This window comes from Mycobacterium sp. IDUB_28 (assembly GCF_055419285.1).
This window is the reverse complement of the sequence record NZ_JBVAXK010000014.1, coordinates 44,096-67,050: the sequence shown is the minus strand read 5'-3', so window position 1 is coordinate 67,050 and position 22,955 is coordinate 44,096. Positions and strand designations below refer to the sequence as shown.

Annotated in this window: 29 protein-coding genes; 13 read left to right on the top strand and 16 right to left on the bottom strand. The window is 64.1% G+C overall.

Annotated features, from left to right (window positions below; genetic code table 11):
• Window positions 1-400: 400 nt before the first annotated feature.
• Complete coding sequence (locus tag ACZYZ9_RS23690; protein WP_370530969.1) at window positions 401-895, top strand: XRE family transcriptional regulator; 495 nt, start codon at window positions 401-403, stop codon at window positions 893-895.
• Window positions 882-1,385, top strand: coding sequence for a hypothetical protein (locus ACZYZ9_RS23685; protein ID WP_133437167.1), 504 nt, complete (start codon window positions 882-884; stop codon window positions 1,383-1,385). Before ACZYZ9_RS23690 ends, ACZYZ9_RS23685 begins: the two co-directional genes overlap by 14 nt.
• On the opposite strand, the gene ACZYZ9_RS23680 is transcribed toward ACZYZ9_RS23685, so the two are convergent.
• The 3 genes from ACZYZ9_RS23680 to ACZYZ9_RS23670 are packed head-to-tail and all read right to left on the bottom strand — an operon-like array spanning window position 1,382 to window position 5,056.
• The gene (locus ACZYZ9_RS23680) at window positions 1,382-2,482 is read right to left on the bottom strand and encodes a methyltransferase (protein ID WP_133437166.1); all 1,101 of its coding nucleotides are present in this window, start codon (window positions 2,480-2,482) and stop codon (window positions 1,382-1,384) included. The two genes, ACZYZ9_RS23685 and ACZYZ9_RS23680, sit on opposite strands and share 4 nt — an antisense overlap.
• A 1-nt stretch (window position 2,483) precedes the next feature.
• Window positions 2,484-3,959 (bottom strand): cytochrome P450, encoded by a 1,476-nt coding sequence (locus ACZYZ9_RS23675; RefSeq protein WP_463828655.1) that lies wholly within the window; start codon window positions 3,957-3,959, stop codon window positions 2,484-2,486.
• Complete coding sequence (locus ACZYZ9_RS23670) at window positions 3,893-5,056, bottom strand: DUF6545 domain-containing protein (protein ID WP_133437165.1); 1,164 nt, start codon at window positions 5,054-5,056, stop codon at window positions 3,893-3,895. The genes ACZYZ9_RS23675 and ACZYZ9_RS23670 overlap by 67 nt, the downstream gene beginning before the upstream one ends.
• Between ACZYZ9_RS23670 and ACZYZ9_RS23665 the strand changes: the two genes are divergently transcribed.
• A complete protein-coding gene (locus ACZYZ9_RS23665) occupies window positions 5,055-5,288 on the top strand; it encodes a hypothetical protein (protein ID WP_273437390.1) in 234 nt (77 codons plus the stop codon). The two genes, ACZYZ9_RS23670 and ACZYZ9_RS23665, sit on opposite strands and share 2 nt — an antisense overlap.
• A gap of 83 nt (window positions 5,289-5,371) precedes the next feature.
• Here ACZYZ9_RS23665 and ACZYZ9_RS23660 read toward each other — a convergent pair whose 3' ends face one another.
• From ACZYZ9_RS23660 to ACZYZ9_RS23630, 7 genes are all read right to left on the bottom strand, one after another.
• On the bottom strand, window positions 5,372-5,740 hold the full coding sequence (locus tag ACZYZ9_RS23660) for a helix-turn-helix domain-containing protein (RefSeq protein ID WP_306255843.1): 369 nt from the start codon (window positions 5,738-5,740) through the stop codon (window positions 5,372-5,374).
• Window positions 5,733-6,131: a hypothetical protein gene (locus tag ACZYZ9_RS23655; protein WP_133437163.1), complete on the bottom strand. Its 399-nt coding sequence runs from the start codon at window positions 6,129-6,131 to the stop codon at window positions 5,733-5,735. Before ACZYZ9_RS23655 ends, ACZYZ9_RS23660 begins: the two co-directional genes overlap by 8 nt.
• Before the next feature lie 204 nt (window positions 6,132-6,335).
• The gene (locus ACZYZ9_RS23650) at window positions 6,336-7,148 is read right to left on the bottom strand and encodes a type VII secretion target (protein WP_133437162.1); all 813 of its coding nucleotides are present in this window, start codon (window positions 7,146-7,148) and stop codon (window positions 6,336-6,338) included.
• A 15-nt stretch (window positions 7,149-7,163) separates the two neighbouring features.
• Window positions 7,164-9,515 carry a hypothetical protein gene (locus ACZYZ9_RS23645; protein ID WP_240743947.1) on the bottom strand — a complete coding sequence of 784 codons (2,352 nt, stop codon included), beginning with the start codon at window positions 9,513-9,515 and terminating at the stop codon, window positions 7,164-7,166.
• A gap of 23 nt (window positions 9,516-9,538) precedes the next feature.
• Window positions 9,539-10,072 carry a hypothetical protein gene (locus ACZYZ9_RS23640; RefSeq protein WP_133437161.1) on the bottom strand — a complete coding sequence of 178 codons (534 nt, stop codon included), beginning with the start codon at window positions 10,070-10,072 and terminating at the stop codon, window positions 9,539-9,541.
• 104 nt (window positions 10,073-10,176) lie between these two features.
• Window positions 10,177-10,782: a hypothetical protein gene (locus tag ACZYZ9_RS23635; RefSeq protein ID WP_133437160.1), complete on the bottom strand. Its 606-nt coding sequence runs from the start codon at window positions 10,780-10,782 to the stop codon at window positions 10,177-10,179.
• Between the two features lie 15 nt (window positions 10,783-10,797).
• Entirely contained in the window at window positions 10,798-11,160 is a 363-nt protein-coding gene (locus ACZYZ9_RS23630; RefSeq protein WP_133437159.1) for a hypothetical protein, read from the bottom strand.
• 173 nt (window positions 11,161-11,333) lie between these two features.
• Here ACZYZ9_RS23630 and ACZYZ9_RS23625 point away from each other — a divergent pair, with 173 nt between their 5' ends.
• The 3 genes from ACZYZ9_RS23625 (at window position 11,334) to ACZYZ9_RS23615 (ending at window position 12,879) form a co-directional block, all read left to right on the top strand.
• Window positions 11,334-11,528, top strand: coding sequence for a hypothetical protein (locus ACZYZ9_RS23625; RefSeq protein ID WP_133437158.1), 195 nt, complete (start codon window positions 11,334-11,336; stop codon window positions 11,526-11,528).
• On the top strand, window positions 11,525-11,932 hold the full coding sequence (locus ACZYZ9_RS23620; protein WP_240743948.1) for a PIN domain nuclease: 408 nt from the start codon (window positions 11,525-11,527) through the stop codon (window positions 11,930-11,932). The genes ACZYZ9_RS23625 and ACZYZ9_RS23620 overlap by 4 nt, the downstream gene beginning before the upstream one ends.
• Window positions 11,933-12,156: 224 nt before the next feature.
• Entirely contained in the window at window positions 12,157-12,879 is a 723-nt protein-coding gene (locus tag ACZYZ9_RS23615) for a type VII secretion target (RefSeq protein WP_133437156.1), read from the top strand.
• Window positions 12,880-13,087: 208 nt separating this feature from the next.
• On the opposite strand, the gene ACZYZ9_RS23610 is transcribed toward ACZYZ9_RS23615, so the two are convergent.
• Window positions 13,088-14,365: a hypothetical protein gene (locus tag ACZYZ9_RS23610; protein WP_133437155.1), complete on the bottom strand. Its 1,278-nt coding sequence runs from the start codon at window positions 14,363-14,365 to the stop codon at window positions 13,088-13,090.
• Between the two features lie 710 nt (window positions 14,366-15,075).
• Between ACZYZ9_RS23610 and ACZYZ9_RS23605 the strand changes: the two genes are divergently transcribed.
• The 3 genes from ACZYZ9_RS23605 to ACZYZ9_RS23595 all read left to right on the top strand — a co-directional run bounded on the left by ACZYZ9_RS23605 (window position 15,076) and on the right by ACZYZ9_RS23595 (window position 16,216).
• Entirely contained in the window at window positions 15,076-15,252 is a 177-nt protein-coding gene (locus ACZYZ9_RS23605; protein WP_166460410.1) for a zinc finger domain-containing protein, read from the top strand.
• Window positions 15,253-15,408: 156 nt separating this feature from the next.
• Window positions 15,409-15,675: a hypothetical protein gene (locus ACZYZ9_RS23600; protein WP_133437154.1), complete on the top strand. Its 267-nt coding sequence runs from the start codon at window positions 15,409-15,411 to the stop codon at window positions 15,673-15,675.
• 241 nt (window positions 15,676-15,916) lie between these two features.
• Window positions 15,917-16,216, top strand: coding sequence for a hypothetical protein (locus ACZYZ9_RS23595; RefSeq protein ID WP_133437153.1), 300 nt, complete (start codon window positions 15,917-15,919; stop codon window positions 16,214-16,216).
• Between the two features lie 227 nt (window positions 16,217-16,443).
• On the opposite strand, the gene ACZYZ9_RS23590 is transcribed toward ACZYZ9_RS23595, so the two are convergent.
• The 5 genes from ACZYZ9_RS23590 to ACZYZ9_RS23570 form a co-directional block, all read right to left on the bottom strand.
• Window positions 16,444-17,361 (bottom strand): discoidin domain-containing protein, encoded by a 918-nt coding sequence (locus tag ACZYZ9_RS23590; protein WP_133437152.1) that lies wholly within the window; start codon window positions 17,359-17,361, stop codon window positions 16,444-16,446.
• Window positions 17,358-17,711, bottom strand: a complete 354-nt coding sequence (locus ACZYZ9_RS23585) for a hypothetical protein (RefSeq protein ID WP_133437151.1) — start codon at window positions 17,709-17,711, stop codon at window positions 17,358-17,360. Before ACZYZ9_RS23585 ends, ACZYZ9_RS23590 begins: the two co-directional genes overlap by 4 nt.
• Window positions 17,712-17,859: 148 nt before the next feature.
• Window positions 17,860-18,135 carry a hypothetical protein gene (locus tag ACZYZ9_RS23580; protein WP_133437150.1) on the bottom strand — a complete coding sequence of 92 codons (276 nt, stop codon included), beginning with the start codon at window positions 18,133-18,135 and terminating at the stop codon, window positions 17,860-17,862.
• Window positions 18,136-18,205: 70 nt separating this feature from the next.
• Complete coding sequence (locus ACZYZ9_RS23575; RefSeq protein ID WP_133437149.1) at window positions 18,206-19,573, bottom strand: cutinase family protein; 1,368 nt, start codon at window positions 19,571-19,573, stop codon at window positions 18,206-18,208.
• Window positions 19,570-20,289 carry a hypothetical protein gene (locus ACZYZ9_RS23570; protein ID WP_133437148.1) on the bottom strand — a complete coding sequence of 240 codons (720 nt, stop codon included), beginning with the start codon at window positions 20,287-20,289 and terminating at the stop codon, window positions 19,570-19,572. Before ACZYZ9_RS23570 ends, ACZYZ9_RS23575 begins: the two co-directional genes overlap by 4 nt.
• 616 nt (window positions 20,290-20,905) lie before the next feature.
• On the opposite strand from ACZYZ9_RS23570, the gene ACZYZ9_RS23565 reads away from it, so the two are divergent.
• From ACZYZ9_RS23565 to ACZYZ9_RS23550, 4 genes are read left to right on the top strand one after another with little or no spacing between them, the layout of a single operon-like run.
• On the top strand, window positions 20,906-21,103 hold the full coding sequence (locus ACZYZ9_RS23565; RefSeq protein WP_133437147.1) for a hypothetical protein: 198 nt from the start codon (window positions 20,906-20,908) through the stop codon (window positions 21,101-21,103).
• Window positions 21,097-22,122, top strand: a complete 1,026-nt coding sequence (locus tag ACZYZ9_RS23560; RefSeq protein ID WP_133437146.1) for a hypothetical protein — start codon at window positions 21,097-21,099, stop codon at window positions 22,120-22,122. The genes ACZYZ9_RS23565 and ACZYZ9_RS23560 overlap by 7 nt, the downstream gene beginning before the upstream one ends.
• Entirely contained in the window at window positions 22,119-22,433 is a 315-nt protein-coding gene (locus ACZYZ9_RS23555; RefSeq protein ID WP_133437145.1) for a hypothetical protein, read from the top strand. The genes ACZYZ9_RS23560 and ACZYZ9_RS23555 overlap by 4 nt, the downstream gene beginning before the upstream one ends.
• Window positions 22,434-22,441: 8 nt before the next feature.
• Entirely contained in the window at window positions 22,442-22,951 is a 510-nt protein-coding gene (locus tag ACZYZ9_RS23550) for a hypothetical protein (protein WP_133437144.1), read from the top strand.
• The last annotated feature ends 4 nt before the right edge of the window (window positions 22,952-22,955 follow it).

Here is a 22,955-nt window from a genome sequence, read left to right as displayed (position 1 = left end):
TCCAGCAGGTCAGCGCGCCAAAGTCACGAAACTCAGCAAAGGTCGAGACGACACTTTTTTGGTAACGATTAGATAACAATATGTGCGGCGTTCGAGCAGCCGTCGTTGCTCGACGCGGCGCTTCCCGCCTCCGGGCACGCCCTCGCCGACTCGGCGCCGCGGCCGGCCCGCGCGAACCGATGACCCTCATCGCCCCTCGTGCCGCCTCGCCCTCACGCAACCGCGATCGCAGCTCGCGATGGATGGCGAGCCGGCGGAGCGCTGATGAATCCACCATGTCGCCGTTTATATAGGCGGATGGCTAAGGAAGCAAGTAGGCTGCTATCATCAGTTCACGTGGACGGCGAATCCGTGGGGCAGGCGCCCTGCGGGTACAGTCAATGCAACCGGAAGGATAACCGTGGGAGACGAGGCGGCACTGCCCAGCACCGTCGGCGACGAACCCTCCGACAGCTCCTCTGAACTGTCGGTGAAACTCAACAGGCTCTTCGACGTCATGCGCAAGCCGTCCGAACCAATGATGTCCAACGCCACCGCCGCGGCCGCGATCGCCGAACAGACCGGCGTATCCATTAGCGCAACCTACCTATGGCAGCTGCGCACCGGCGCCAAAACTAACCCGACCGTTCAGCACCTACGCGCGATAGCCGAATTCTTCGGCGTATCAGCGTATTACCTGATCGAACCCGGCGAGCACCCTGGCATCGACGCGCAACTTAACTGGATTCAGGCGCTGCGCGATAACGGTGTGCGTGGCCTGGCCATGCGGGCCCAGGGGCTCACCACCCAATCCATCAACAGCCTGGCAGCTATGGCCGACCAGATACGCCAACTCGAGCAGCTACCACCGGTCGTCGACGACTCTGGCGAAAGTTCAGGCCGTGACCATCTCTAACGCCGAACTGAGCAACCTCGTAGGTCAACTTCCGCTTCCCGTGCCGTGGAATGTCGAAGCGTTCGTCGACAATTTGGCGCACCGGCAGCGACGTCCAATCCGGTTGGTTCCGGTCAACACCGCCACGCTCCGAGACAGCCCGTGCGGACTGTGGTTCATCACCGACGCCGAGGACCTCATCCTCTACGAGGCCGGAACCTCCCACCACCACATCGACCAAATCATCTGCCACGAAGTGGGCCACATGGTGCTTGGCCACGCCAACCAATGCGACACCCGGACCCGGCTGACGCAACTTCACCTGGACCTGTGCCGCGAAACACTGCCCGACTTCAATCCCGCAAAGCTTCAAAGGATCTTCGGGCGTGAGCATTTCGTCGCTGAGCAGGAACGCGAAGCCGAAATGTTCGCTCACCTCGTCCTACTCGCCGCCGCCGAGGCCGGCGCCAAAGAATCGACAATGAGACGCGCCTTTTTCGGCTCCCACTAAGGGGCGGTGGCCTCCACCATCATCGTCGGCCCAAAGTGGCGCACTCGTCCCGGTGTGAGTCCCGCCTCGCGCATCAAAGCATGCACCTGCTGCGGTGAGCGTTCCCGACCACCTTCACACGTCACCAGCATCAGCACATCAGCCGTCGACGTCAGTGCATTCGGGTGCCGGGACTCATGGTGCAAATCGATGGTCACCAGCGTGGAACCTGACGGCATGGTGGCGCGCACACGTTTGAGAATGTCGCGACACACGTCATCGCTCCAGTCGTGCATGATCCACTTCATCGTGTAAAGGTCAGCCTGAGCGTCCAACTGGCCGAACAGATCACCCACGCGCCGCTCGATGCGATTACTCACTTCCCGATCACGCAGAAATCCGTCCGCTTGCGCAATGATCTCGGGTGCATCGAGCAGGATCCCGCGCGCCTCGGGGCGGCATTCGAGAATGGCGGCAAGCAGATGGCCCTTCCCGCCGGCAACGTCGCAGATCACCCCATGTGCGGGCCAGGGATAAGTTCGCACGATTCCCGCAAGGTCAAACTCCGTGAGCTGACGCATGGCGTCAGCGAATACTGCCCCGACCTCCGGGTGATCGCCGAAGTACTCCCACATCGACTTGCCGAATGCCCGGTCATATCCAGAGATCTGGGCTCCCTCACGCAGCTGCGCATCCATATGAGCAAAAGCCGCCGATGTATCGGGGTGCGCATAGTAGGTAATCCAGGAAGCGATCGATTTTGGGTGATCCCTGCGCAGCGGTGCCCCGACCCTGGTCAATCGCACGCGGCCCCGACGGTTTCGTCGCATCAGCCGCGAGGCGATAGCGGCCTCGACGATCCTGGTCGTCACATCGCGGTCCAGCCCCAACTGATGGGCCAGATCGACCGGATTGCGCGCGTCACTACCCAGAGCATCAGCCAACCCTGAGGACACGAGAACGCCGGCGATCTTCGGGCGCTGCAACGCCGACGCTATGTCCAGAAACAGCGCGAACTCCCCCGGTAACGCGGCATCGGCAAGATCCAGAACACGGCGTCTGGCAGCGAGTACGGCGCGCGCAACCACCAGCGGCGGAGTCAGCGGAAAGATACTCACGTCAGTGGCGCGGATGCAGACGTAGTTGGAGGCCAGCGGGTTTGAGTGTCAGCGTTTCAGCGATCTCTAAGCGATAGCCCGGCTGTGGTTCCAGTTCGTATTGGTGCAGGATGGCGGCGAGGGCCAGCACGATCTCATGCAGCGCGAATTGGCGCCCAATGCACGCCCGGGGGCCGGTCCCGAACGGCCTGTACGTGTGCGCGGGCAACTTGCGCAGATTCTCCGGTAGGAACCGGTCAGGGTTGAAGGTATCGGCGTCCTCACCCCACCCGGGCCCGCGGTGCGCGGCCAACAGCACGACCGCGACCCAATCCCCTTGTCGGAAATGGTATTTGCCGTTGCCGAGGGTCGTGTCGCGCCGAGCCTGGCGATAATAGCCGGGGGCCACGGGCCACAGCCGCAGAGTCTCGTCGACGACACGGCGCAGGTATCGCAGCTTGGCGATGTCGCCGAACTCGATCTCAGGAAAGGTTCGCCCAGGCCATCGTTGGTCGACTTCCGCCCTGGCCTTTGCGGCCACCTCAGAGTTAGTAGCCAGGTAGTGCAACGCGAAAGACAATGTATTCGCGGAGGTTTCGCTACCGGCGGCCATCAGCGTGAGAATCTGATTGACAATGTTCTCGGCGGCCAGACGTTCACCGGTCTCCGGATCCGCGCTGTGCAGCATGGCCTCCAGCATGTCCTGACGTTGGCCCGCAGGCAACCGATCGCGGCGAGTCTGGACGATATCGTTGACCAGACCGCGGATATAGTTCCGATCCGTTTCGTGCTGGGCACGGCGCTTCTTCCCAAATAGCCTATCCCACAACGGAATGGGATCAACACGCATCGCACGCCTGACGTAACCCAACTCGCTGATAATTGCCGCGCTGAAGGCAGCGTTTTCGCTGGGGTCATCCAGGCCGCCGAAAGAATGGCCGAGCCCGGCCCGCGCGATGATCTCCACGGTGAGCCTGTTGGATTGGGCGGGGATGTCGATCCACGTCTGCTCGACGCTGTGGATGTGCCACGCCTCCAGCAGTTCTCGCACCGTCACCACCATGCTGTCGTGATAGTGCGTCATCGCAGCCTTCGTGAACGCAGGCATCAAAATATTATGGGCCCTGCGCCAACTGGGCTCGTCGTTATACGCGGTGAACAGTCCGTCGCCCAAGGTCATGCGTAGCTTTTCCACCAGTGGCCCCACATGCTTCTGCCAGACAGACTCGTCGTTCACCTCCTCGATTAATTCAGCATTGGCGAGCGCGACCGCGGACAAATTGAAGATACGTTGCTCGAAAATGCCGTCCTCGGCACGCGATAACTTCTCCGTGGTTCCCAACACGGGACTGGTGAAGTCGATGGTCAAAAGATCACCCAGCACAGGCAACCTGAGTCGAGAGTGCGGAATCGGTGTGGACACTGATGAAGTCATGGCACTGGTTTCACTTTTGATTCTTGGAAGTTCGCCGCCGCTGCGCTGGCCGACGGCCACCATTTCGCCACCGTCACGAGCTCTGCCACCTCTTCCTCCAACGTCGCTGCACCCGACACCACGGACGGAGCAGTACCGCTGCCTTCAACGACCTGGGGCGTGACGCCGGCGGCCTTCGCTGCAGCAGCGTAGGCGAGCCGCACCGCTGCGATCGCCCCGTCACGCTCACGCGCTGGAACCGCCGGAGGCCCCTTAAGGAAACCGGCCAGCGCCTCATCAGGAATGTCCCGGAAGTACGGACGCAACCGCAAAATAGCGTCGCGGATCTCGACCACGGTCAAACGAAGCTCAAGGGCCGACTTGCGGCGACTCCCTTCCCCATCGGCCAGGTCATAGGCACATTCTGGCGCCACCGTCCGCAGAGCCAGCCGCAGCGGCTGCAACTTGGCCCAGTCGCGGCTGACCGGATCCAGGCCGACCAAGCCTAGGATTTTGATGGCCACGGGAACAGCAGCAATAACGAAAGGTGCCAAGATGGCAAAAAACAATCCAATCGAGTGAGACTGCTGCCGGTAGACCACCGTGTGCGTCCAGCCGTGCTGATCAAAAAATTGCAACACAGCCTCTTGCACCACGATCGCAGCGCCGAAGATCCCTAGTACCAGAATGCCGCGCGCAACCCAGCGTTCCCGGCGACTGCCAGTGGATCGCAACGCGGAAACAGAATTCCAAATCAGACGTACCGCGAGAACCATGAGCATCGCCGTCAGACAAGTCAGCGTGGTCAAAGAGTCCCAGCCCTCCAACAACTCCAGCGGTTTGTGGTCGAGCCGAGCCCGAGTACCACAGGCAAGAAAAGCGACCATGCAGCAAACGCCCGCTAACCGATAATATCGCTGCTTGCGGCGCGCCACGGCTTCCGGCATGCCCGACCACAACAAGCTGAACCCGATCATCTCTGCGAAGCTGTACCCCATCACAGCAGTACTTAATTGCCACGCACCGGGTCTAGTCATCAATGAGGATTCGACGAGCAGATCCTGTACCCGATGCTCCCGAAGGATCTGCGCCACCAGCAGGAAAGCCAACGTGCTATTGAAATACCTTTCGTAGAGATTGGTGTTAAACCAGCGATAGCGCCCCTCTAGCACCAGTGTCATGAACACGATCAAAGGCCAGGCAATTACGCCCGGCACAACTGAAGGACTCAACGCCGTATCGCCGATGCCGCGCTCGGCGAACTATCGCACATTCGGTGGCCAGAGCGAACAAATACTGCCGCTCGGAATTTGCTTCGCTCATCTGCTAAGCGCAGCAAGTCGACTCGATCGGTCATCCCACCAGCCTAACGGCGCGATGACCCGGACAACGCAGATTTTCAGCCCACCGTGACCCTGGCCACCGTCCCATCGCCGTGTGCAAAGCGGACGGCCTCGCAGTCGTCGCCCTCGGAACTTACGGCCTGTGAGCAAACACTATGTCGACATCCCTCGGTCGAAGGTGTTCAAGTCCAGTGCAATTTCGACGCCGTCTTTTTCAACCACGATCCGCGGGTGATGGGCCCCTGCTGCTTCCAGATAGTCGCGCAGCGTCGACAGCAGCAAGTCGTCTCGTCGCTCAATCCGCGAGACGGTGCCCTGGTCTGTTTCGAGCAGCACTGCGAGTTGTTGCTGCGTGAGGTTACTGGCTTTACGGATCTCGGCCAGGCCGCGTGCGTAGACGCGGTTGGTGTGTTCACGTTCGGCGCCGTAGCGGGCCACGTCCTCGGCGATCAGTGGATCGTTGACCAGCTCGTCGATACGTCCGTTGGCTCGCCGAAAGCGGGTGCGCGCGGTATCACTCATCATCTGTTCCTTTCTGAACTATCCATTGCCTGATCGCGGCGTCAGCCCGGGCCCCGACACTGTCGTAAAAGACATCCCCCATCTGCGCCTTGTCGGCGCCGAAGAGAGCGACCACCACTGTGGAGCTCTCCGGGGGGAACCAACAGATGAGCCGAAAAGCGATGTCGCGATCGTAGGGGTGGGAGGTGCGCCAAACGGGGTAGTGCCGTGATTGGCGCACCCGTTTTAGGTCCGGCGTTTCCGTCTGGGGCGCTGCGGCGAGGGCCCGCAGTTGTGCCAAGGCATCGACGGCGCGAGCAAGGAGCCGCCGCGCGGGCTCGTTTCCGCTGCGTGCCTTGGCTTCTGTGCGGTCGAGCCAGTCGAAGAACTCTTCGGGAGCATCGACATCCACAAACCCAGTATGGCATCAACAGCATATGGCGTCAAATCCATATTGCCGTGTCGGTGATGGCCGATCTTGCCCGAAGCTGCGCAGAACGACACCACTAACAATGCTGAATTCACCGGCACATCGATCATCAAAGGATCGAAGCCAAACCGCAGAAATCCCACGCGGACCTCAGCAAGTAAGTGACATCCGCGCAGGCGCCCTCGCTTAGTGAGGTGCCCCGGAATTGACGGTTCGCGGCGGCACCGGTTGCGGCGCCAACGGTTCGGGGATCAACGAGTCACGCGGCACCCAAACACCTGACCCGGGAATGTATTCCGATGTTCCCGGCGGCCCAAACGTGTGCGGAGGCGGGAACTGCGCGCCCGGAAAATCGGTGATCGGAGCCCACACGCCGGTATTGGGTCCCAGCTCGACATAGATGACCGGATTGCCCGAATCGTCGTAGAACGGTGACGGTCCGAGTTCACCGGGATTCTTTATGATGGCACCTGGGACTTCGTCAGCACGCACGTAAGTCCCTGAACCGGGGCCGATCTCGATCCAGCGCGGGGCACCCGGCCCCTGCGGGGGCCTGGGCCCGTTGGGTCCCGCCACCCACGGCGAATGCCGCGGGTCGCCAATGTTCCAGCCAGGCTTGTTCGAATCCTTCGGACTGTTGTTATCCAACGGCACCGCCGCACCGTTGCCGGGTGTGCGCGGTGTTTCGGTGGTGAAATCAACCGCCCTGATCTGCGCTGCCCCTCGCGCATCCGCGCCGGTGTAGGCGGCCGCATGTTCGGTGAATCGCTGCGAATATGTCCCGAAGTCAGTAACTTTCGCCATCAGCGGGCCCTCACGCTCGGCCAGCCTCGCAGCGATCCCCACCGCCACGGGATATCCCATCGGACCGTGGGTAGCGGCGATACGCTGGATCTCTTCGCCCGCTTGCGGGGAGATCTGCGCCGCCCGCGCCGCCAGCGCGGCGTATGAGTCCGCGGCGCTGATCAGATCACCTGGATTGACGTTGACGTTTGCCAAAACCGCTTTCCCCTCCTAAACGACTGCTGCTACCGGATTCAGCGGTGCGCCCGCCAATCTGGCCGCATACAACAAGTCCGCGCAGCCCTCGGCTGTGTCGTAGTTGCGCAGACACTCGATCACCTCGGCAGCTCGTGCCGACGCCAACAGTCGCGCCGGATCCGACCCGCCCTGCCCCTGCGTTTGCATTTCCAACTCGTAATCGACCAGCGCCATGAACCGCTCGGTGCGCACCTCATCCCACAACGAATCTGCGATCGGCTGACGAAGCTCGAACTGCCGCATCACTGTCTCACACGCCGCACCATGAAGATGTCCTGCGAGGGCGGCCATGTGCATGTGCCGGGCCGCAACCTGAAGGCGCTGCTGATCGTTAAAAGCGTTGGCCTGGCGCCACTCCCACGGCATCGCTACAGCACACCGATGCATCAGCGGCACCTGCACCGGCGCAATCGAGCCTGCCTGCTCGGCGAGCACCGACACCGGCCGCGCACCCACCGCGGCCGCCCAGTCGACCATCTGCTCCATCGGAAACGACGACGCGATCGCCAACACCCGGGTCCCCGGAGCGGCCATCTCACGCGCCTCAGCGTGGCGCACCACCATCTCAAGGGCGTTGGCCCCGCCGGCCGCCGCGGCCTTCTCGAATAGGTCATGCCCAATCACGGGGTCGGTCAGCGCCAAACGCACATCGGCGGGTACCCGCACCCCCAACGGAATGTAGGAAGCGCCTTCGCTGGTGGCCAGCCAGGCTGACACCGACCCGGTGCGCTCCGAAATCACCGACACCGCGTAGTCGATGCCGATGTAGCCGACACCGAGCGTCTGCGTCAACATGGACGCGATCACCGCCTGGCCCACGTCCATCGCCTGCTCCACCAACGCGTCACCGCTGGCGCCGTCAGCGCCGATACCCCGAGTCCCCCGCTGCGACAGCACCATCGGCGCCACCTGCGGGCCCGCCGGCGAACCACCGCCAGGGACCGCCGCACCCCCCGGCGGTGGTGGAGCGGGCGCCGGCGGCGACGCGGGACCGCCCGGGCCGCCGCTGACCGGAGTCACCGCGCCCGAGCCGCCGGCCGGCGGCGGCATCATCGCCATCGGAGGACCTGCCCCGCCTCCCGGCGGAGCAGCCGGAGGCGGCGTGGCCGCCGGAACCGCCGCAGGGGCTTGCGCAGCAGCAGCAGCCACATTCTGCGCGACCTGGTTGCCGACGTTGCCGACCGCGCCCAGCCCATTGGCCGCCCCGCTGATCGCCCCTGAGGCGGCCCGCGCGGACACTTCGGCGATACCAGACCCCAACCCGGCCAAACTTGCGCCACCGCCGCCACGGCCCGCAGCAGCGGCACTACTGGGCGAGGCCGCGTTGGCGTTGCCCAGCTGGCCCGCCGCCGGCGCGGAACCAGCACCGGGGTTGCCTAACCCACCGCCACGAGCAGCAGAAGATGCCGGCGATGAGCCGCCAGTCATGGGCTTCATCAAGCTGTTGATCATCGAGCCGGGACCGCTACCGGCACTCGATCCAGGGGACGGCGAAGAACCGGTCCCGGGAGTGTTGGACAACGGAGATGGGCTACCTGGGCCGTGGGTACCGGTTTCGGGCTTACGCCACGTACTTTCTTGGTACTGCTTACCCGGCTGAGTTCCCTGCTGCCCTTCGTGCGGGTTTTGGAGTGTGTCGGGATTAACCCGATCCGTCTTGGGGTGGTGATCGACCGGTGCAGTGCGGCCTCCGCCGCCGTGCGGTGCGGGCGGGGCGGGTTGGGGTGCGTGCGGCGGCGCGGGCGGGGACGGTGTGCCGCCGGCGCTCGGCGCCTTATGGGGTGCGGTCCACCGCCCGATGTCGGCGGCTAGCGCGGCGACGGTGCCCGCACCTTGGAGATCGCGGGCGCGCGCCAATGCCGTTGCGCGAGCGACAATCGCGGCTTCGGTGGAAGCGAGCTGGCTGTCGATTTGCGGTGTCGCCAGCGGGTTGGCGGCTTTGGCCTGTGCGGCGGCTTGGCGTGCGGAGTGGATGTCCTCCTCGGCCTTATTGACGATCTCCACCAAATCGGCTTTCGTCGCGTGCAATTCGTTGGCGCCCCACAACGCCTGCTTGGAGACGTGCCGGTAGGCCTCGATCCGGTTCTCCAGGGCGGTCTCGCGCGTGGCTTCCAGGCCGCGGGCCGCGTCGATGAAATTGCCTTCCATCGGCGCGAGGAGATCTCTGATGTCCTGCTGAATGTCCAGCTGGCTGAACAGATTTCGCGCCGCGGAATCGAGAGTGGTCGAGTAGCCCGACCACGCCGTCACCGACTGCGATGGCCACGAACCAGCCAGGATCGCGGCCGAATGCTCCGTGGTCGGCATCGCCAAGTCACCAAACATGAACGTCGACAATCCCTTCCGGGCTACGGGGCAAACCGGTTACACAAAGTGGCAATCGTTTTCGCCGACGCGTTAGCAACCTCGCCAGCGTTGCCAATCATCGTGTCGTTGGTACGAATCGCTTCGCCAAGTAGGCGGAGCTCTTTGACGTCTGTCGCGGCTGCTTCGGCCAACATCGGCGTAGTCCCAGGAGCGATTCCGGCGTTCAATACATCACTTGCGTGTCGGTATGCGGCAGCGGCTCGCTGGGCTGCCGCATACCACGCCGGATTCGAAGGTATGGCCAAATCACCAACTTTTACCCCGCTTGGCAAGGTCGCCAGTGCGGCCTCGGCCTCGTCGATGTACTTCTCGGCGGGGGTCAAGCCTTGGTCGCAGGTCTGCCGGTTGGCCTGCTCGGTGGGTAGCGGCGATGGCGCGGCAGGTTTAGGTGCCGGCACCGTGACGGTGACCGGAGCGTGCGCTGCTGGCGTTGCGGTCGGATCTGGCCGGGACTGTACCGCGATCGCGGCGGTGGCGACCGCGGCGAGGACCGCGCCGAGCACGGCGGCGGCCACGACTGGCCCACGCCGCGGCCGGCCCTCGGTGGGCGGTTGAGGGTACGGCTGGAACGGTGGCCCCGCTGGCGGTGGCGGTGGCCAGGCGTGCTCAACATGGCGGGTCATTTTTTCTCGCAGAGGAAGTAGAGGGCTTTCTGGCCGGCGCGGAACACATCGACCGGGTAGCCGGAATCAGGATCGAAAGTCTTGTAGGCCTCCGACATGGTGCGCAGGGCGCTGGCTGTGGTGTCGGCGAACTGGGCCAGCATCGAGCTGGTGCCCGGTGCCGGGGCCAGTGCGGTAGCAGCCTGTTGGTAAAGGTCGGCGGCCCGCAAAACCCCGGCTTTCCACTCCGGGTGGTCTTGGATGGCGGGATCGGTGAATGTCATCCCTTGCGGAATGATGGCCTGGGCGGCCCCGGCCGCGCTGACCAGCATGTCAGCTGTCCCCCAGCTGTGGCAGGTTTGCGCGTCAGCCTGCTCGGTCGGCAGGGGTACGGGTGGGGGTGCTGGGGCGGCGGTAACGGTCATCGTCGGCGCGGCGGCGGGCTTGACGGGCTTCGCAGGCTTCGGGGTGGTGGCGACCATGATGACGGCGGTGATCGCGGCCGCCACGATGGCGCCGCTTGCCCCGGCTGCGACGATCGCGATCCAGCGACGCCGCGGGGACGGTGGCGCTGGAGGCTGCGCGGGCCACGGATGTACCGGCGGCGGCGGCGCGATCGACATTTCCAACAACTCCTGTTAGCTCGGTACCAGGCCCGTAGATCCTCGTCCCATTACTGGGGTGGGCATGGAGGCGCCGGCCCTGGTGTAGTCCTGGGCGCCTCGTTGGTCTTGGGCGACGAACACCGGCGGCGACTGGGTCAGTGCAGCCTGCTGGCGGGTGGCGGCGGCGGAGTCGGCGGTGTCGGCGGCCGTTAACGCTGTCGTCGAGCTGGTCGCTAGCAGCGCCAGGGCGGCGTCGAGCTGCGAGGTGACCGTCGACGGTGGTGAAGGGGGGGCCGTGGTCGCGCTGCCGGCCTGCGTAGAGGTCGCTTTGCCGCCCGCTGACGCAAGCTGGCCAGTCTCGATATCCAGCTTGGATTTCGTCCCCATCGTCCCCATGGGACACATTGTCCCAGGATCTTGCGACATTGGAAACCGGTTAGCGCAGCCATTGCGTGGCGCCTCGTCGCCGACGCCCATGGCTGGCCGCGTACCGCTGTCATGGGCGGACATCGCGCGCAGGCGTCGGTGGACGGCGTATATACGAACTGCGTGTTGTATATACTGCTCGTGTGGGTAAGCACCTGATAGACATCGATGAAGTCGCGCTCGGTATGGCTCGTACGGAGCTGGGGACCGCGACGATCAAAGAAACTGTGAATGCGGCCCTGCGTCTGGCGACATCGGATCGCGCACAGCGGGTGGCGGCGGCGCTCGACGAGCTTGCTGCTGCACCAAAAGAAGATCGAGCAGCGGGCTGGCGGTGAGCTTTCTCGTCGACACCAGCGTTATCAAACGACTCGGTGAGCCCGCCATCAGACAGGTGGTGGAACCGCTCGCTGCTGCTGGTGAGCTGGCGCGGGCCCGTATCACGGATCTTGAGGTCGGGTACTCGGCACGCAATGCGCAGGAGTGGGACAGGCTCATCGCGGCCATGGGTTCATTCGGACTGGTGGAATCGACTGATTCGCATCACCGGCGTGCACTTCAGGTGCAGCGACTTCTCGCACAACGAAGCCAGCGTGGCCGCAAGATTCCCGACCTATTGATCGCGGCCGCCGGCGAAGAGAGCGGACTTACGGTGCTGCATTACGACGCGGACTTCGACCTCATTGCCGAGGTAACAGGCCAACCGTGCCAGTGGGTGGTGCGGGCAGGCGCAGTCGACTGAGCGATGCTCACAAGCCGCTCTCACGGCTAGTCCGCGATCGAACCGAGCGCGAGCATTCACCTGCGACCTTCAAACCGAAGCCACCCGCATCATCGAGTGGCGGACGCTCCGGGAGCGAAGGACGTCACGGCGTAGCCGTTGACGGTGTCCTGGGGTGGACGTAGTTTTCGGTTTCAGCTCCGGTCGCGCTTCGCCGTTATGCGGAGGAAGGGGGGCTCGACGAGATGGCTGGTGTGGATGTTTCTCCGGCGGATTTGTTGGGTTCTGCTGATGCGTATGCGGCGCTGGCGGCGCGTGCGGCGTTGATTGCGCCTCAGGCGGTGGTGGAGGTGCAGCGGATCGCGGAAAGTCATGGTCCGATGGGTTATCCGACGGCGGTGGGTGTGGCGGCGGGGTTGGCGTCTCGGGAGGGTTCGGTGACCGCCAAGGTGGCGGATTTCGGGGTGTATTCGCAGCGTTTGAGTGAGCATGCGGCGGCGTATAGCCGTGCGGATAAGGGTGGGGCGGTGCGGCTGGCGGCGGTGGCGTGGCCGGCGGGGTTGCGTGAGTTGGTGACTGGCACGGGTGTGCCTGTGGCCCATGTTGACCCGAAGCCTCCACCGAGCAGGCCCGCGGGGACGTGTTGTTGGATCGGCACCGAAAACGGTGATGTCGCCAGTTTGTGTCCACCCGACACCGACACGGTCACCTATGTCGACAAAGACAACAACTACGTCTCCAAGGACCTGGGCACCGGAGAGGTCACCGTCATGATGCGGCCAGGCCCCATTTCTGAAGTCGGAAATGAATGTTGGCTGGGCAGCGCTGACGCTGACCGCTCAATCTGCGGGCCCAACGCCACCCGTTGGACCTACGCGCGCGGTGGGTATCTGGTTACTGAACAGTTAGAGCCTGACGGCACGACCCGGGTTATCCAACAGACGCCGCTCGGTCCGCTCATTCCCTGACCGATCACTGGGCGTCCGAACTGAATGTGTCATCCCCGATGATCAGGCCACCTGCCGTCCCGTGCATCAATACTACCTTTAGACGGGCTATCTGATACCAGTTATGCGTAGCGATGCCCATGGCGGTATTGCCTATCCTTCGTTCACGACATAAATCAATCATTGTCTGTGACAGGGGCTTTGGAACAGACGACCGACTGGGGGTCAGCTATTCCCCGCTGGTGTGCCACCGAAATTCCTTGCCGTTGGGCACAAATCGCCGTACGAGTGTGGGGTAGTGATCGGCGCTAAGTATTTGCTCGAGCTCTTGGCATCGGAGGTCGCGCTCTATAGCTCGGTTGTGTCTGCCGCCCACGGGGGCAGTGGCGTCGTAGGCGAGAATGGTGGCTGCGGCGGCGAGGTTGCTGGGGCCGGACCCTTCATAACCTGCCGTGTGGGATTCGCACCCCGGCACGGGCCACGCGTTGCCGCCACCGTCTGTCCACCACGCGGTGAAATCGGTGAGCAGCTGCCCGCGTTCCTGTGTTATATCGAGTTCGCGAAGCTCTCCAACGGCGGTCGAGATCACCTGTGGCACTGAGGTATAGACAGTATTGCCGTACCGGGCGATCCACAGATCGGGATCGACTTCGTGTTCAAGTCTTCGCGGCGCTGCCGTTGTCAGCGGGTCACTGGCGCGCTCAACGGAGAGTCCGTGGGCGGCGACGATCGCGAACCCGAGCTCGTCATTCGGGCCGGGCGATTCACGGAGGCGATTGAGAAATCGGCGTGCCAGCGGATTGGCGGAACCGATCCGAACTGCCACCACTCGCTCAATCAGCGGCGACCACGCGCCCACGATGTGAGCCCACATTTTTACCTGCTGGTCGAGGGCAGCAGGGTCAACCTGTGAATGTAGGACCGCGGCTATCTCTGAAGTGGTCGGACGGTCCTTGCCGGAAGCAACTTCGTCACGGAGTGCGGCACCCGTGCCCGGAGCTACAGCGCGCGCAGAAACTCTTATGCCAGGAACGGTTTTCGCCCCGGAGACCTTGGGAGGGCACGCCACGCACGCAGCGGTTTCGGCGAACCATTGGAAAAAGGGGGCGCAGACATCACGGCGTGCGTCAGGATGCACCGTGGCACCCAAACGCAAGATTGCGTGCGGATCGCCGGTGCTGGGCGATGTCGGGACTAAGTCATAGGGCGGGCTGTCGGGTTGCCAACGCAGCATCGACTGCGCATCTCTGAGACCTGATGGCCACCAAGGTAGGTCAACTTGCAGCAGGTAGGCGAGATCGAGCCAGCTCATTTCACGTATGCGGAGGCCCGGTTCCCTGGTGTCGGCGTAATCCACGTCGGGAGGGTTGAGTACGCCATCTTCCCCAACGCTGGTCGTCGTCTGAGGTATCACGACCGCATCGACGTCAGAGTATGCGGCGCGCAATGCCGCCAGCACATCGGCGGGCTGCCAGAGGTTATGGTCCAACGGGTAGGCCAGCGCCACTCGGCCAAGGGCATCGCTGGGTTGCCACAGAAACGCGACGCACGAGGTTTGGCGGCCGCCTGATTGCGACCGGAGGACGAATTGAAAGGATCCGCAGAAAAGTGCGGGAATGGGTTCTATGCGGGGAAACAGGCGCGGTACACGCGCTAGAAGTTGGCGGCGGTGGGCGACGATGAACCGGAGCACTACATCGAGCGGCCAGCTTCGTTCCCGTCCCTGCGGATAACCAGGGGGGAAGGCGTGTCGAGCCACCAGCTGATGCAACGATGCGGGCTGGATACCGAGTAGGGCAGCAACTCTGTCCGTCCTGAGCGTCCGCCCGGGCCATGTGGTTTGCTCATACGCGATCTGTCGGCCCCCATGCCCGTGCATGGCTTACGATCCTACGCCATGTAGAGATGTGGACCCTACATTGTGGTGATGGTGGTATTGCGTTCTCGCCGGTGGCTTGGCTTGCCCCGAGCCCAACTTCGCCGTCGGCCAGCCAGCGTGCATGCCATTTCGCAAGGGACCGGCGGGAGATTGCCCGCCTCAGTTGCTACGTGATCGACGCGCTCGCACAAACGCCGCCGGGGCCTGCCCGTGTGATAGGGGCGTTCGGATGTCCCACTCACCGAACAACATTCATCGTTGGTGTCATAACCCTTACTAACGGTGGTGTATCTACACCAAACCTTGCTCGGTGTCATAACACCAGATACCATTGGTGTATGTACACCCGAAGGAACAACGGCAGCAGCGAAGCGCTCAATCGCCTTGCGCAGGGCTATGACTGCCCGCGGTGCGGCGCGTCGGTCGACACCGAATGCAACACCAAGTCAGGCAAACCCCACCTACGCCGCGTCGACAAGGCTGCGGCCCGTTATCTCGCGCAGAAGGAGGCGTGACCAATGGCCGAGGCACCTACTTGGTTCACGGTCCGTCGCGCTACCGGACGCAGTGACCCATCTGCAAATGGTGAATGGACCATCAGTAAGCGAACCCCTCACACGCTCGGACGCACCCGTCCCTTGGGCTGGTATGGCGGCGACTTCGCAACGCGCGTGGAAGCCATCGAATTCGGTGAGTCCCAAGGGTGGACGCTGGTCGCTAATTGGGCCGAGGCCGAGGCGCTCTACGCGCCAGTGCGTCTTAGCGCGACGGAACGCAGCCGCTACGCCGAACAGCGCCGCGCAGATCTGATCGAGGTCCGGGTCGGGTCTGAACTCCGCTACGTCACCCGAGAGATGGCAGAAACGCTCACGCTGTTGCTGCGCTACCCAGACGAACTTGGCGTCTGCACCGCCTTCGCGGGCGCGGTGGTGATCTGATGCGCAGAGGTTTCCGCTTTTTGACGTGCCCCGACTGCGCCAAGGCGGGTGTCTATCCGAGGCTCGCCCGCGAAGACTGGTGGACATGCCGGTACTGCGAATGGTCCACGTGCATGACTCACGAAGACCAGATGGATCGCTACGGCCGGTCGCAGTTGGCGAGGGTCAATCCACTACGGGACGTTTGGGTAACGGATCTGCGCGAGCCGATCGAGCGCCCTCGATACGAGCGCGCGGGCGCATGACGATCGCCATCAGCATCTTCGACGTGACGCCGGAAATGCTGCCCGGCCGGCAAAAGCCGCGCCCCACGGGTGCCTGTTTCAAGCCGGAGTTCCACCTGGTGCGCGGTCACATTCGCGACTACGTTCCACCTGACGACCTCAGGGACAGCTACGGCGTACCGCTCAAGCAAAGACGGCGAGACTGCCCGCGCTGCGGTATCCGCTACACGGCTGACAACCCCGTTTCCCATCCGGGTTTTAACGACAACTGCCGTGATTGCGCCGAGGTAGTGGCCCTGATTAAGAGACTGGTGTAATGACACCTATGCCGAATGCGCCACGAACCCCGCTCCGGTCCTTTCGGATACCCGACGAGCTGTACCTAGAGGCGCAGCAGATCGCCGCCACGCAAGACGAGTCCGTGAGCGATGTGGTTCGTCAGGCGCTCGAACGCTACGTCAAGGCTGGCCGACGAAGGGCTAGAGCCGATACCTAGCTGGTGGTCGTGAGAAAGCCGCGTCGTGAGCGCTGAGGGACCTGGCGTTTATGGTCCGGAGCCGGGCACTACTTCGGTGCCGATGAATTGGACCTCGCTAATGGCGACGGTGGTGACTTCGTCGGGGGTTGCTGCTGCAGTTTGGCTTGTCGGGGTGGGTGGTTGTGGTGGTTCGGAGGTTGTCTTGATGCGGATCAGGAGCTTGCTGACGGTGGCGGGTGGGTTCAGGGTGATGTAGCGCCAGTCGCGGGCTCCGCCGGTGTCGATGGTGGCGGGGTCGCGTTTGAGGTCTTTGGGGAACCATGCTTCAAGTTCGGTGACGATGCGGTGTTTGGGCCATTGGTCGGTGCCGTCGGGAGCGGTGGCGTCGAAGCCGCCGATTACCCGGATCTGAGTGAGGGTGACCTGGCGGCCGAAGTTGACTTGGATGGTTTGTCCGTCTTTGTTGTTGGCGCGCGTGCAGATCCAGGCGGTGGCGAAGTCGCCGTCGAAGGCCCTGTTGGCGTCGGCGTAGTTGGCGTCGCGGGGGCATAGGTCAGTCGCGGTGACGCCGTTGAGGATGGTGTCGCGGCGCAGCGGGGTCTGGGTTGTTGGTGGCGGCGGCGCTGCGGTGGCGGCGGTGGTATTCGGCGGCGGGTTGACGTCGGTGGTGATGTAGTTGATTGCGGAGAGGGCGACGAGCAGCAGGACGATTGCGGCGGCGGTGATGACGGCGGTGTGGGTGCGCCGGTCGGGTGGTACGCGTTTGTTGAATTGGCGGCCGGTCGCGAGGGCCGCTCGTGTGGAGGCGTGGAAGCTGCGGGTGAGTAGGCCGGGTTTGGGGGCCGGGTCGTCGGTGCCGGGGTCATCGGGCTGGGGCTGGCTGTGGCGGGCGGGTCGGGTGGTGGTGCGCGGCGCGAGCGAGGCCAGGATGAGCCGGCGATGTTCCCAACCGTGATCGGTGGGGTGGTTCTGGTCGGTGGTCATGGTTGTTCGTCGATGGTGTTGTAGATGGCGTCGTGGGCGATCTGTTGTTCGCTTCGTCGGGGTAGGGCCAGGAATGCGCGGTTGGGCTGCGGCTGGGGGACTGGGAGTTGGCCGTAGTAGTGGTGGTGATGGTTGATCTGCGTCAGGCGGGGTGCGGGTGTGGCCGGGGAACGGTGCGTGCGGCGGCGGGTGCGTGGGAGAGTTCGTGCGGCCAGGCGCAGTAGCGGCCAGAGGTACCAGAGGGTCGCGGTGAGGACCAGGGCGTAGGCGAATGCGATTTCCGGGCTGGTTCCGAGGAGCTGTGTGGCCACAGCGGTGACTAGTGCCGCGGTGATTAGGGTTCGGAACACGGCGTTCCTTCTGGGTGGGTGGCGCCCGTGTGCGGTGGGCTTGCGGTTTGCGGCTGTAACTGCGAGCTGGGGTGCCATGTGGTGTCTGGGTGGAGATGCACGGGAGTCATTGTCGCGCACTTCGTGGACACCGGGCTTCTTTCCTGTCTTAGCGGGGTGCCGCGGTGTGTTCGAGGGTGGCGCGCAGGGTGGTGAGGTTGGGGTGGGTGAGGTAGACGTCCCAGTTTTTCTCGAGGTCGGCGATGTTGTAGCCGATGTCGGGTTGCAGGCCGAGTTCGGTGAGTCGGGTGGGTAGTTGGTCGAGGTGTTGGCACAGCGGGTAGGTGGGCCAGTGTTCGACGTGGCTGCTGGCGTTGTTTTCAGACCATCCGGTGAGGTTGACGGTTCCGGTGTCGTCTCGTTGCAGCCAGAGTTGGTAGTCCATGAAGGTGGGTGTCCTGTCCGTTCGAAGTGTGGTCTTGGGCGGGTTTGTAGCAGGTGTTCTGCGTGGCGGGTTAGAGCAATTTGCTGACGTGGTTGAAGAAGTAGCGCTGGACGAGTTGGGTGCCGGTGTGGCCGGCGGAGTCCAGGCGGGTGGCGTCGTAGTTGTTGTGGAAATCGCCCTTGATGAATTCGGCGTAGTGCTTGAGGGCGGTGGCCACGGTGGCGGCGGTGAATTGGGAGAAGGTGGGGCCGAAGATTCCCGTGGCGGCGGTGGAGATCCCTCCGGTGGCGACAGTGATGGCGTTGATGACGATGTTGATCAGGCTGGCTTGGTCGGGGCCGGGGTGGGACAGTCCGGTGCCGAGCGGGCCGAAGCCGCTGACGTTGATTTGGGAGGTTTTGTCGCGCATTTGGGTCAGTGCGTTACCGACTGCGGCGGCTTTGGTGGCGATGGCGGTGATCATGGCGGGGATGGCGGTCCAGGCTCGTGATTGGACGAGGTTGATCACTTGGGTTGCGGTGTTGACGAGGTCGGTGGCGGTGGCGGCGACTTGGGGGCCGGCGAGCCAGAACAGTTGTTGGGCTAGCGCGGCGGCGAAGGCGATGCCGCGGTGGATGAGGTTGGGGATGAGGTCGCGGTCGTTGACGAGTTGGAGGATTTGGTTGATGGCGGCGGCGGCGGGGGCGACCAGGCCGGCCATGAACATGGTGGCGAGTTTTTGGGCGGATCCGGCGGGGTCGGAGGCGTCGAGATGGGATCCGAGGTGGCCTATGAACCGCATGACGAGGTCGGCTTGTGGGAGGTTGCAGTAGTAGTCGAGGGGGGCGCAGATGGACAGGATGCTGTTGCGTTGGGTGAGTGCTCCGAACCCTCCGGTCCGGACTCCGGCGAAGCCCATCCCGGGTTGGTTGAGGCCGATGGTGGGTTGTCCGACGGGTGACTGTGATGGGTCGGCGAGGAGGGCGACGGCGAGCAGTCGGCTCGGTGGGATGACGCCTTTGTTGTTGCCGATGGCTGCGGCGACGTCTCCGGCGATGTCGGCGCCTTGGCTGTATCCGGTGAGAAGGAATGTGGTCTTGGCGCAGCGGTTGGCTTCGGCGCGGAGTCGGTTGTTGGTGCTGTCGATTCCGGCTTGCTTGGAGGCGAGGTAGCCGCCGCCGTCGGTGCCGCCGAAGATGGTGGCGGGGTAGGGCGTGTAGTAGGTGAGCATCGGGACGCGGACATGCTGTCGCAGCGGTTCGAGGATGTTGGCGAGGACACCGACCGGCTTGCTGGGGTCGGCCTGTGGGTTGGTTTGGGAGGTGCCGGGCACGGCGATCGCTTCGACCGCGGGACAGCCATCGGAGGGCGGTGGGTTCGGGGTGGCGGCTGCCGGTGCGGGGATGGCGAGGCAGGTGCATGCCGCGAACGCTGCGAGTCGGCGGCGGGTGGTTGTCATGCTGCGGTCGCGGCGGTTTCGAAGTGAGTGCACAGCTTACGGATGGCCCGTTGGGCGCGGCGTTCGACGGCGCCGGTGTTGGCGCCCAGGGCGTGGGCTGCGGCGGTGGGGTTGTAGATGTCGGCGTTGAGATACAGCGTGGCCAGGGTGCGGTATTCCAGGGCGGTGATGATGCGGTGGTCTCGGGCCTGGGCTAGCAGGTGGGCGGTGCGGTCGGTGGTGGTGCCGTGGTCGGTGCGGTCGAGGATGGCGGCGTGGGGGTCGACGCGGGTTGCGGCTGCCGGTGTGCCGGTGCGGGGGCGGGCGGCGAGCACTTTGTTCAGGGTGGCGTTGTAGAGGTAGCGGGCGGTGAGGATGTGGGGTTCGGCGGTGGTGCGGATGAGGGTGAAGAAGATGGTGAGGGTGTCGTTGTCGCGGGCGTCGCGGTCGCTGGCGTGGTAGCCGTCGGGGTCGGCGAGGTCGGCGATGCGGCGCAGGGGGTGGCGCATGAGCACTGCTGCCATCAGGAGGGCGTGTGGGTCGCCGTTGCGGGCGTAGCGGGCGAGGGTCGGCAGGACGGTGGTGGCGGTGTCGAGGTGGGCGCAGATCGCTGCGGGAGTGTGCGGGTTGTGTGGGTGCAGGGATTGGACGAGGGTCACCGCCGGGGTGAGGTCGGTGCGGCGGGGGCGGGTGAGCAGGGTGTGGGCTTGGTGGGCGAGTTGGTCCCAGATGTTCATTGGATTCCTTGGCGTCGCGAGGGGATGACGCGCTCATGGAATCGGTGGGTGTTGTTGCGGCGGTTGTCGCAGTGGTTGCTGGGAGGGTTGTCAACCCACCTACAGCAGTGTGATGTGCATCACATCTGAGAGTGGCGAACAGGGCTTTTGGGGTTGACAACCGGGTTGTCACGAATTCGGTGTGTGGTGGTGTCGGCTGTTGCTGTGGTGTTGGCCGGCGGCGATTCGGGGTGGAGTGCGCTGCTGCGGGTGTCCAACTCGTGTGCTAGCTGGTGCGCTGGCGGGGTGCTGCTGGTGTGATGGAGGCGCGTCGGGGCGGATGCGGAAAGGATTTGACCCCTGGTGCCCTCGGCGCATATGCGGTGATGCGGGCGGCGCATAGGTTGTCAAGCTAAGGCGAGGCGTGGAGGACGCTCGGTTTTCCTCTCCTCGCCGGGGGGCTCGTCGAAACCGAGCGTAATTCCCGCGTCAAGCCTTTCAGCGAACACGCAATGTCATCGCGAAGGCATCACCGCGTATGCGTTACCAATTCGTTATGCATGCGGATGTCGCGAAATCGGCGTTTTACCCCCCATAAGAGGGCGTCCCCCACGCCACTCTTCAGGAGGCCCCGCCGATGGCGCAGCCGATCCGCCGCACCACCACAGCCGTGCGCGCCTACGCCGACCAGCTGCGCGACCTCATGGACCTGCTGCGCGCCGACCCCTTGGATGAAGCGAAGTCCCTGGCGCTGGTCACCCACATCGTCAACAACCGTGCCGCCGCCGCCCAACTGTGGGACACCCTGGCAACAGGGATGGGTGCGGCGTGCTGAGCCGCGCCCTGGACCGGCTGTTGCAGTCGGTGTGTTTGCGACTCGCGCGAGGAGATTCCCTGCGCGCCGACGAGCTTCGTGCGCGTGGCACCGCGAAGTTTCTGGGGTTCATCATGATCAGCTACCTGCCGCTGATCGCGGCGGTGCTGGTGCTCGTCGCGAACCGACCCGCTGCGGTCGATGCAACGGCCGAGCGTGACCAGCTGACCTACGTGGCGGCCTTCGCGGCTCGCTACGTCGACGTGTACCTGAAAGACCCGACCAACAAGACCGCGATCAAGCGGTTCTACGACGGCGACTTCCCGGCGTCGGCGGTGCCCGCCGGTGGGCGCGCGTTGCGGGCGTCGTCATGTCTTCCCGGTGTGTCTCGGGACGGTTTTCAGACGTACTCGGTTCTGGTGGATGCCGAGATCCCCAAGGCGGCCAATGCGGTGTCGATGGTGGCCGTGAAATTGCAAGTCGATATCTCTGCCGACGAGCAGAACTTGTTGCGGGCATTCACCCTCCCCCACGCCCGTCCCGACCGGTTGCCGGGTCGCGCGGTGCAGCTGGGGACGCAGACCCTTGTGGCCGAAGATCGGCCGGTGTATCGGACCGTGTCGGGGTTCCTTGCCGCGCTGTTGACCGGCCAGGGAGAAATCGCGCCGTACGTGGTGGCCGGATCGACATTGACCGCCGAGCGGCCACCCCGGTTCACCGCGATCTCGATCGAGCAGATGCAGACCAATTCCGAGGCGGCCACGGCGCAGACCGTGCCTCCCAAGGCCGACGGTATCGAGGTCACCGCGCGCGCAATTTTGCAGACCGCCAGTGGTGTGGAGCTGCCGATGGATTTCCCGCTCGTGATGTCGGTCGCTGCCGGGCATTGGCAGGTCGATCGGCTCAACGACGCACCCAGTATCGCCGCGCCCGCCCAGTCGGGCTCGGGTGGTTCGCCGACGACGGCGGAGACGACCCCGACAACGACGACGACCACGCGAATCTATGCACCCACCACGGTAGGAGGAACTGAGAGATGATCACCACGATTACGCCCATGCTGCTCGATGGTGTCGCCGCGAATGCGGCCGCACATGTGAGCACGGTTGCGGCCCCGATTTGGGATGTCGGAGCCAACCTGAAGAACCAGGGAATCACGTTCGCGGTCTACCTGCTGATGGGCGGTACTGCGCTGGTTGCGGCGGCCCATTATTTCGTCGGCAGGAACAAGACCGCGGCGCTCAAGACGCTCGTGATCGGTGTGGTGCTGATCGGTCTGGTCGGGTCGTTGCCGTCGCTGGGTGTGGTGTCAAAAGACACTGTCGGCGGCCTGACCAACGGAACCCGATAAGGGCTTCGATGTTTGTCGCCAAGTGGTACACGCGGGCGAGCAGGGTCCGGATTGTCATCGCCAAGTTCGACGGCCGGTGGAAGCTGCCCGGGGGGCCGTATCCGATTCCCGAGCTAGTCGCGTTGGTGGGCGGTGTGTTGTTCACGTTGTTCATGTTGCCGCGCCTGGGGCAGCCGTTGCTGACCGGACTGGTCGGTGTCGGCTCGACGGCGGTGGCAGTGGCCGCGATGCGGCGGATGCCGTACTCGCCGGTGAAGTTCGGTACACGTGTGCACCGGATCATGCGCCTGTACACCGGCCCGGTCAGTGTCAGTGGCGGCGAGGCGCACCAGGCGATGACGACGCTGTCCGCGGTGCGCCCGGACATCACCATCCTCGACGCTCTGGCAGAGCCGGCGCCCCCGCCGATGCTGCGGGGATCAGCACGTCAGTCGTCGGCCCCGCAGCGCGATATGGAGCGGGACTGGGATGACTTGTTCGGCCGCGAATGCAGCACTGCCGCCGAGCTGTTCGGCTGACGCC

What these genes read in the sequence shown, in the direction of transcription:
- ACZYZ9_RS23675 (WP_463828655.1), bottom strand. Translation starts at nt 3,959, where the DNA reads ATGGTGGCCGTCGGCCAGCGCAGCGGCGGCGAACTTCCAAGAATCAAA.
- ACZYZ9_RS23665 (WP_273437390.1), top strand. Translation starts at nt 5,055, where the DNA reads ATGAACACGATCAAAGGCCAGGCAATTACGCCCGGCACAACTGAAGGA.
- ACZYZ9_RS23670 (WP_133437165.1), bottom strand. Translation starts at nt 5,056, where the DNA reads ATGACACTGGTGCTAGAGGGGCGCTATCGCTGGTTTAACACCAATCTC.
- ACZYZ9_RS23660 (WP_306255843.1), bottom strand. Translation starts at nt 5,740, where the DNA reads ATGAGTGATACCGCGCGCACCCGCTTTCGGCGAGCCAACGGACGTATC.
- ACZYZ9_RS23645 (WP_240743947.1), bottom strand. Translation starts at nt 9,515, where the DNA reads ATGTTTGGTGACTTGGCGATGCCGACCACGGAGCATTCGGCCGCGATC.
- ACZYZ9_RS23635 (WP_133437160.1), bottom strand. Translation starts at nt 10,782, where the DNA reads ATGTCGATCGCGCCGCCGCCGCCGGTACATCCGTGGCCCGCGCAGCCT.
- ACZYZ9_RS23630 (WP_133437159.1), bottom strand. Translation starts at nt 11,160, where the DNA reads ATGGGGACGATGGGGACGAAATCCAAGCTGGATATCGAGACTGGCCAG.
- ACZYZ9_RS23615 (WP_133437156.1), top strand. Translation starts at nt 12,157, where the DNA reads ATGGCTGGTGTGGATGTTTCTCCGGCGGATTTGTTGGGTTCTGCTGAT.
- ACZYZ9_RS23605 (WP_166460410.1), top strand. Translation starts at nt 15,076, where the DNA reads ATGTACACCCGAAGGAACAACGGCAGCAGCGAAGCGCTCAATCGCCTT.
- ACZYZ9_RS23595 (WP_133437153.1), top strand. Translation starts at nt 15,917, where the DNA reads ATGACGATCGCCATCAGCATCTTCGACGTGACGCCGGAAATGCTGCCC.
- ACZYZ9_RS23590 (WP_133437152.1), bottom strand. Translation starts at nt 17,361, where the DNA reads ATGACCACCGACCAGAACCACCCCACCGATCACGGTTGGGAACATCGC.
- ACZYZ9_RS23580 (WP_133437150.1), bottom strand. Translation starts at nt 18,135, where the DNA reads ATGGACTACCAACTCTGGCTGCAACGAGACGACACCGGAACCGTCAAC.
- ACZYZ9_RS23575 (WP_133437149.1), bottom strand. Translation starts at nt 19,573, where the DNA reads ATGACAACCACCCGCCGCCGACTCGCAGCGTTCGCGGCATGCACCTGC.
- ACZYZ9_RS23570 (WP_133437148.1), bottom strand. Translation starts at nt 20,289, where the DNA reads ATGAACATCTGGGACCAACTCGCCCACCAAGCCCACACCCTGCTCACC.
- ACZYZ9_RS23565 (WP_133437147.1), top strand. Translation starts at nt 20,906, where the DNA reads ATGGCGCAGCCGATCCGCCGCACCACCACAGCCGTGCGCGCCTACGCC.
- ACZYZ9_RS23555 (WP_133437145.1), top strand. Translation starts at nt 22,119, where the DNA reads ATGATCACCACGATTACGCCCATGCTGCTCGATGGTGTCGCCGCGAAT.
- ACZYZ9_RS23550 (WP_133437144.1), top strand. Translation starts at nt 22,442, where the DNA reads ATGTTTGTCGCCAAGTGGTACACGCGGGCGAGCAGGGTCCGGATTGTC.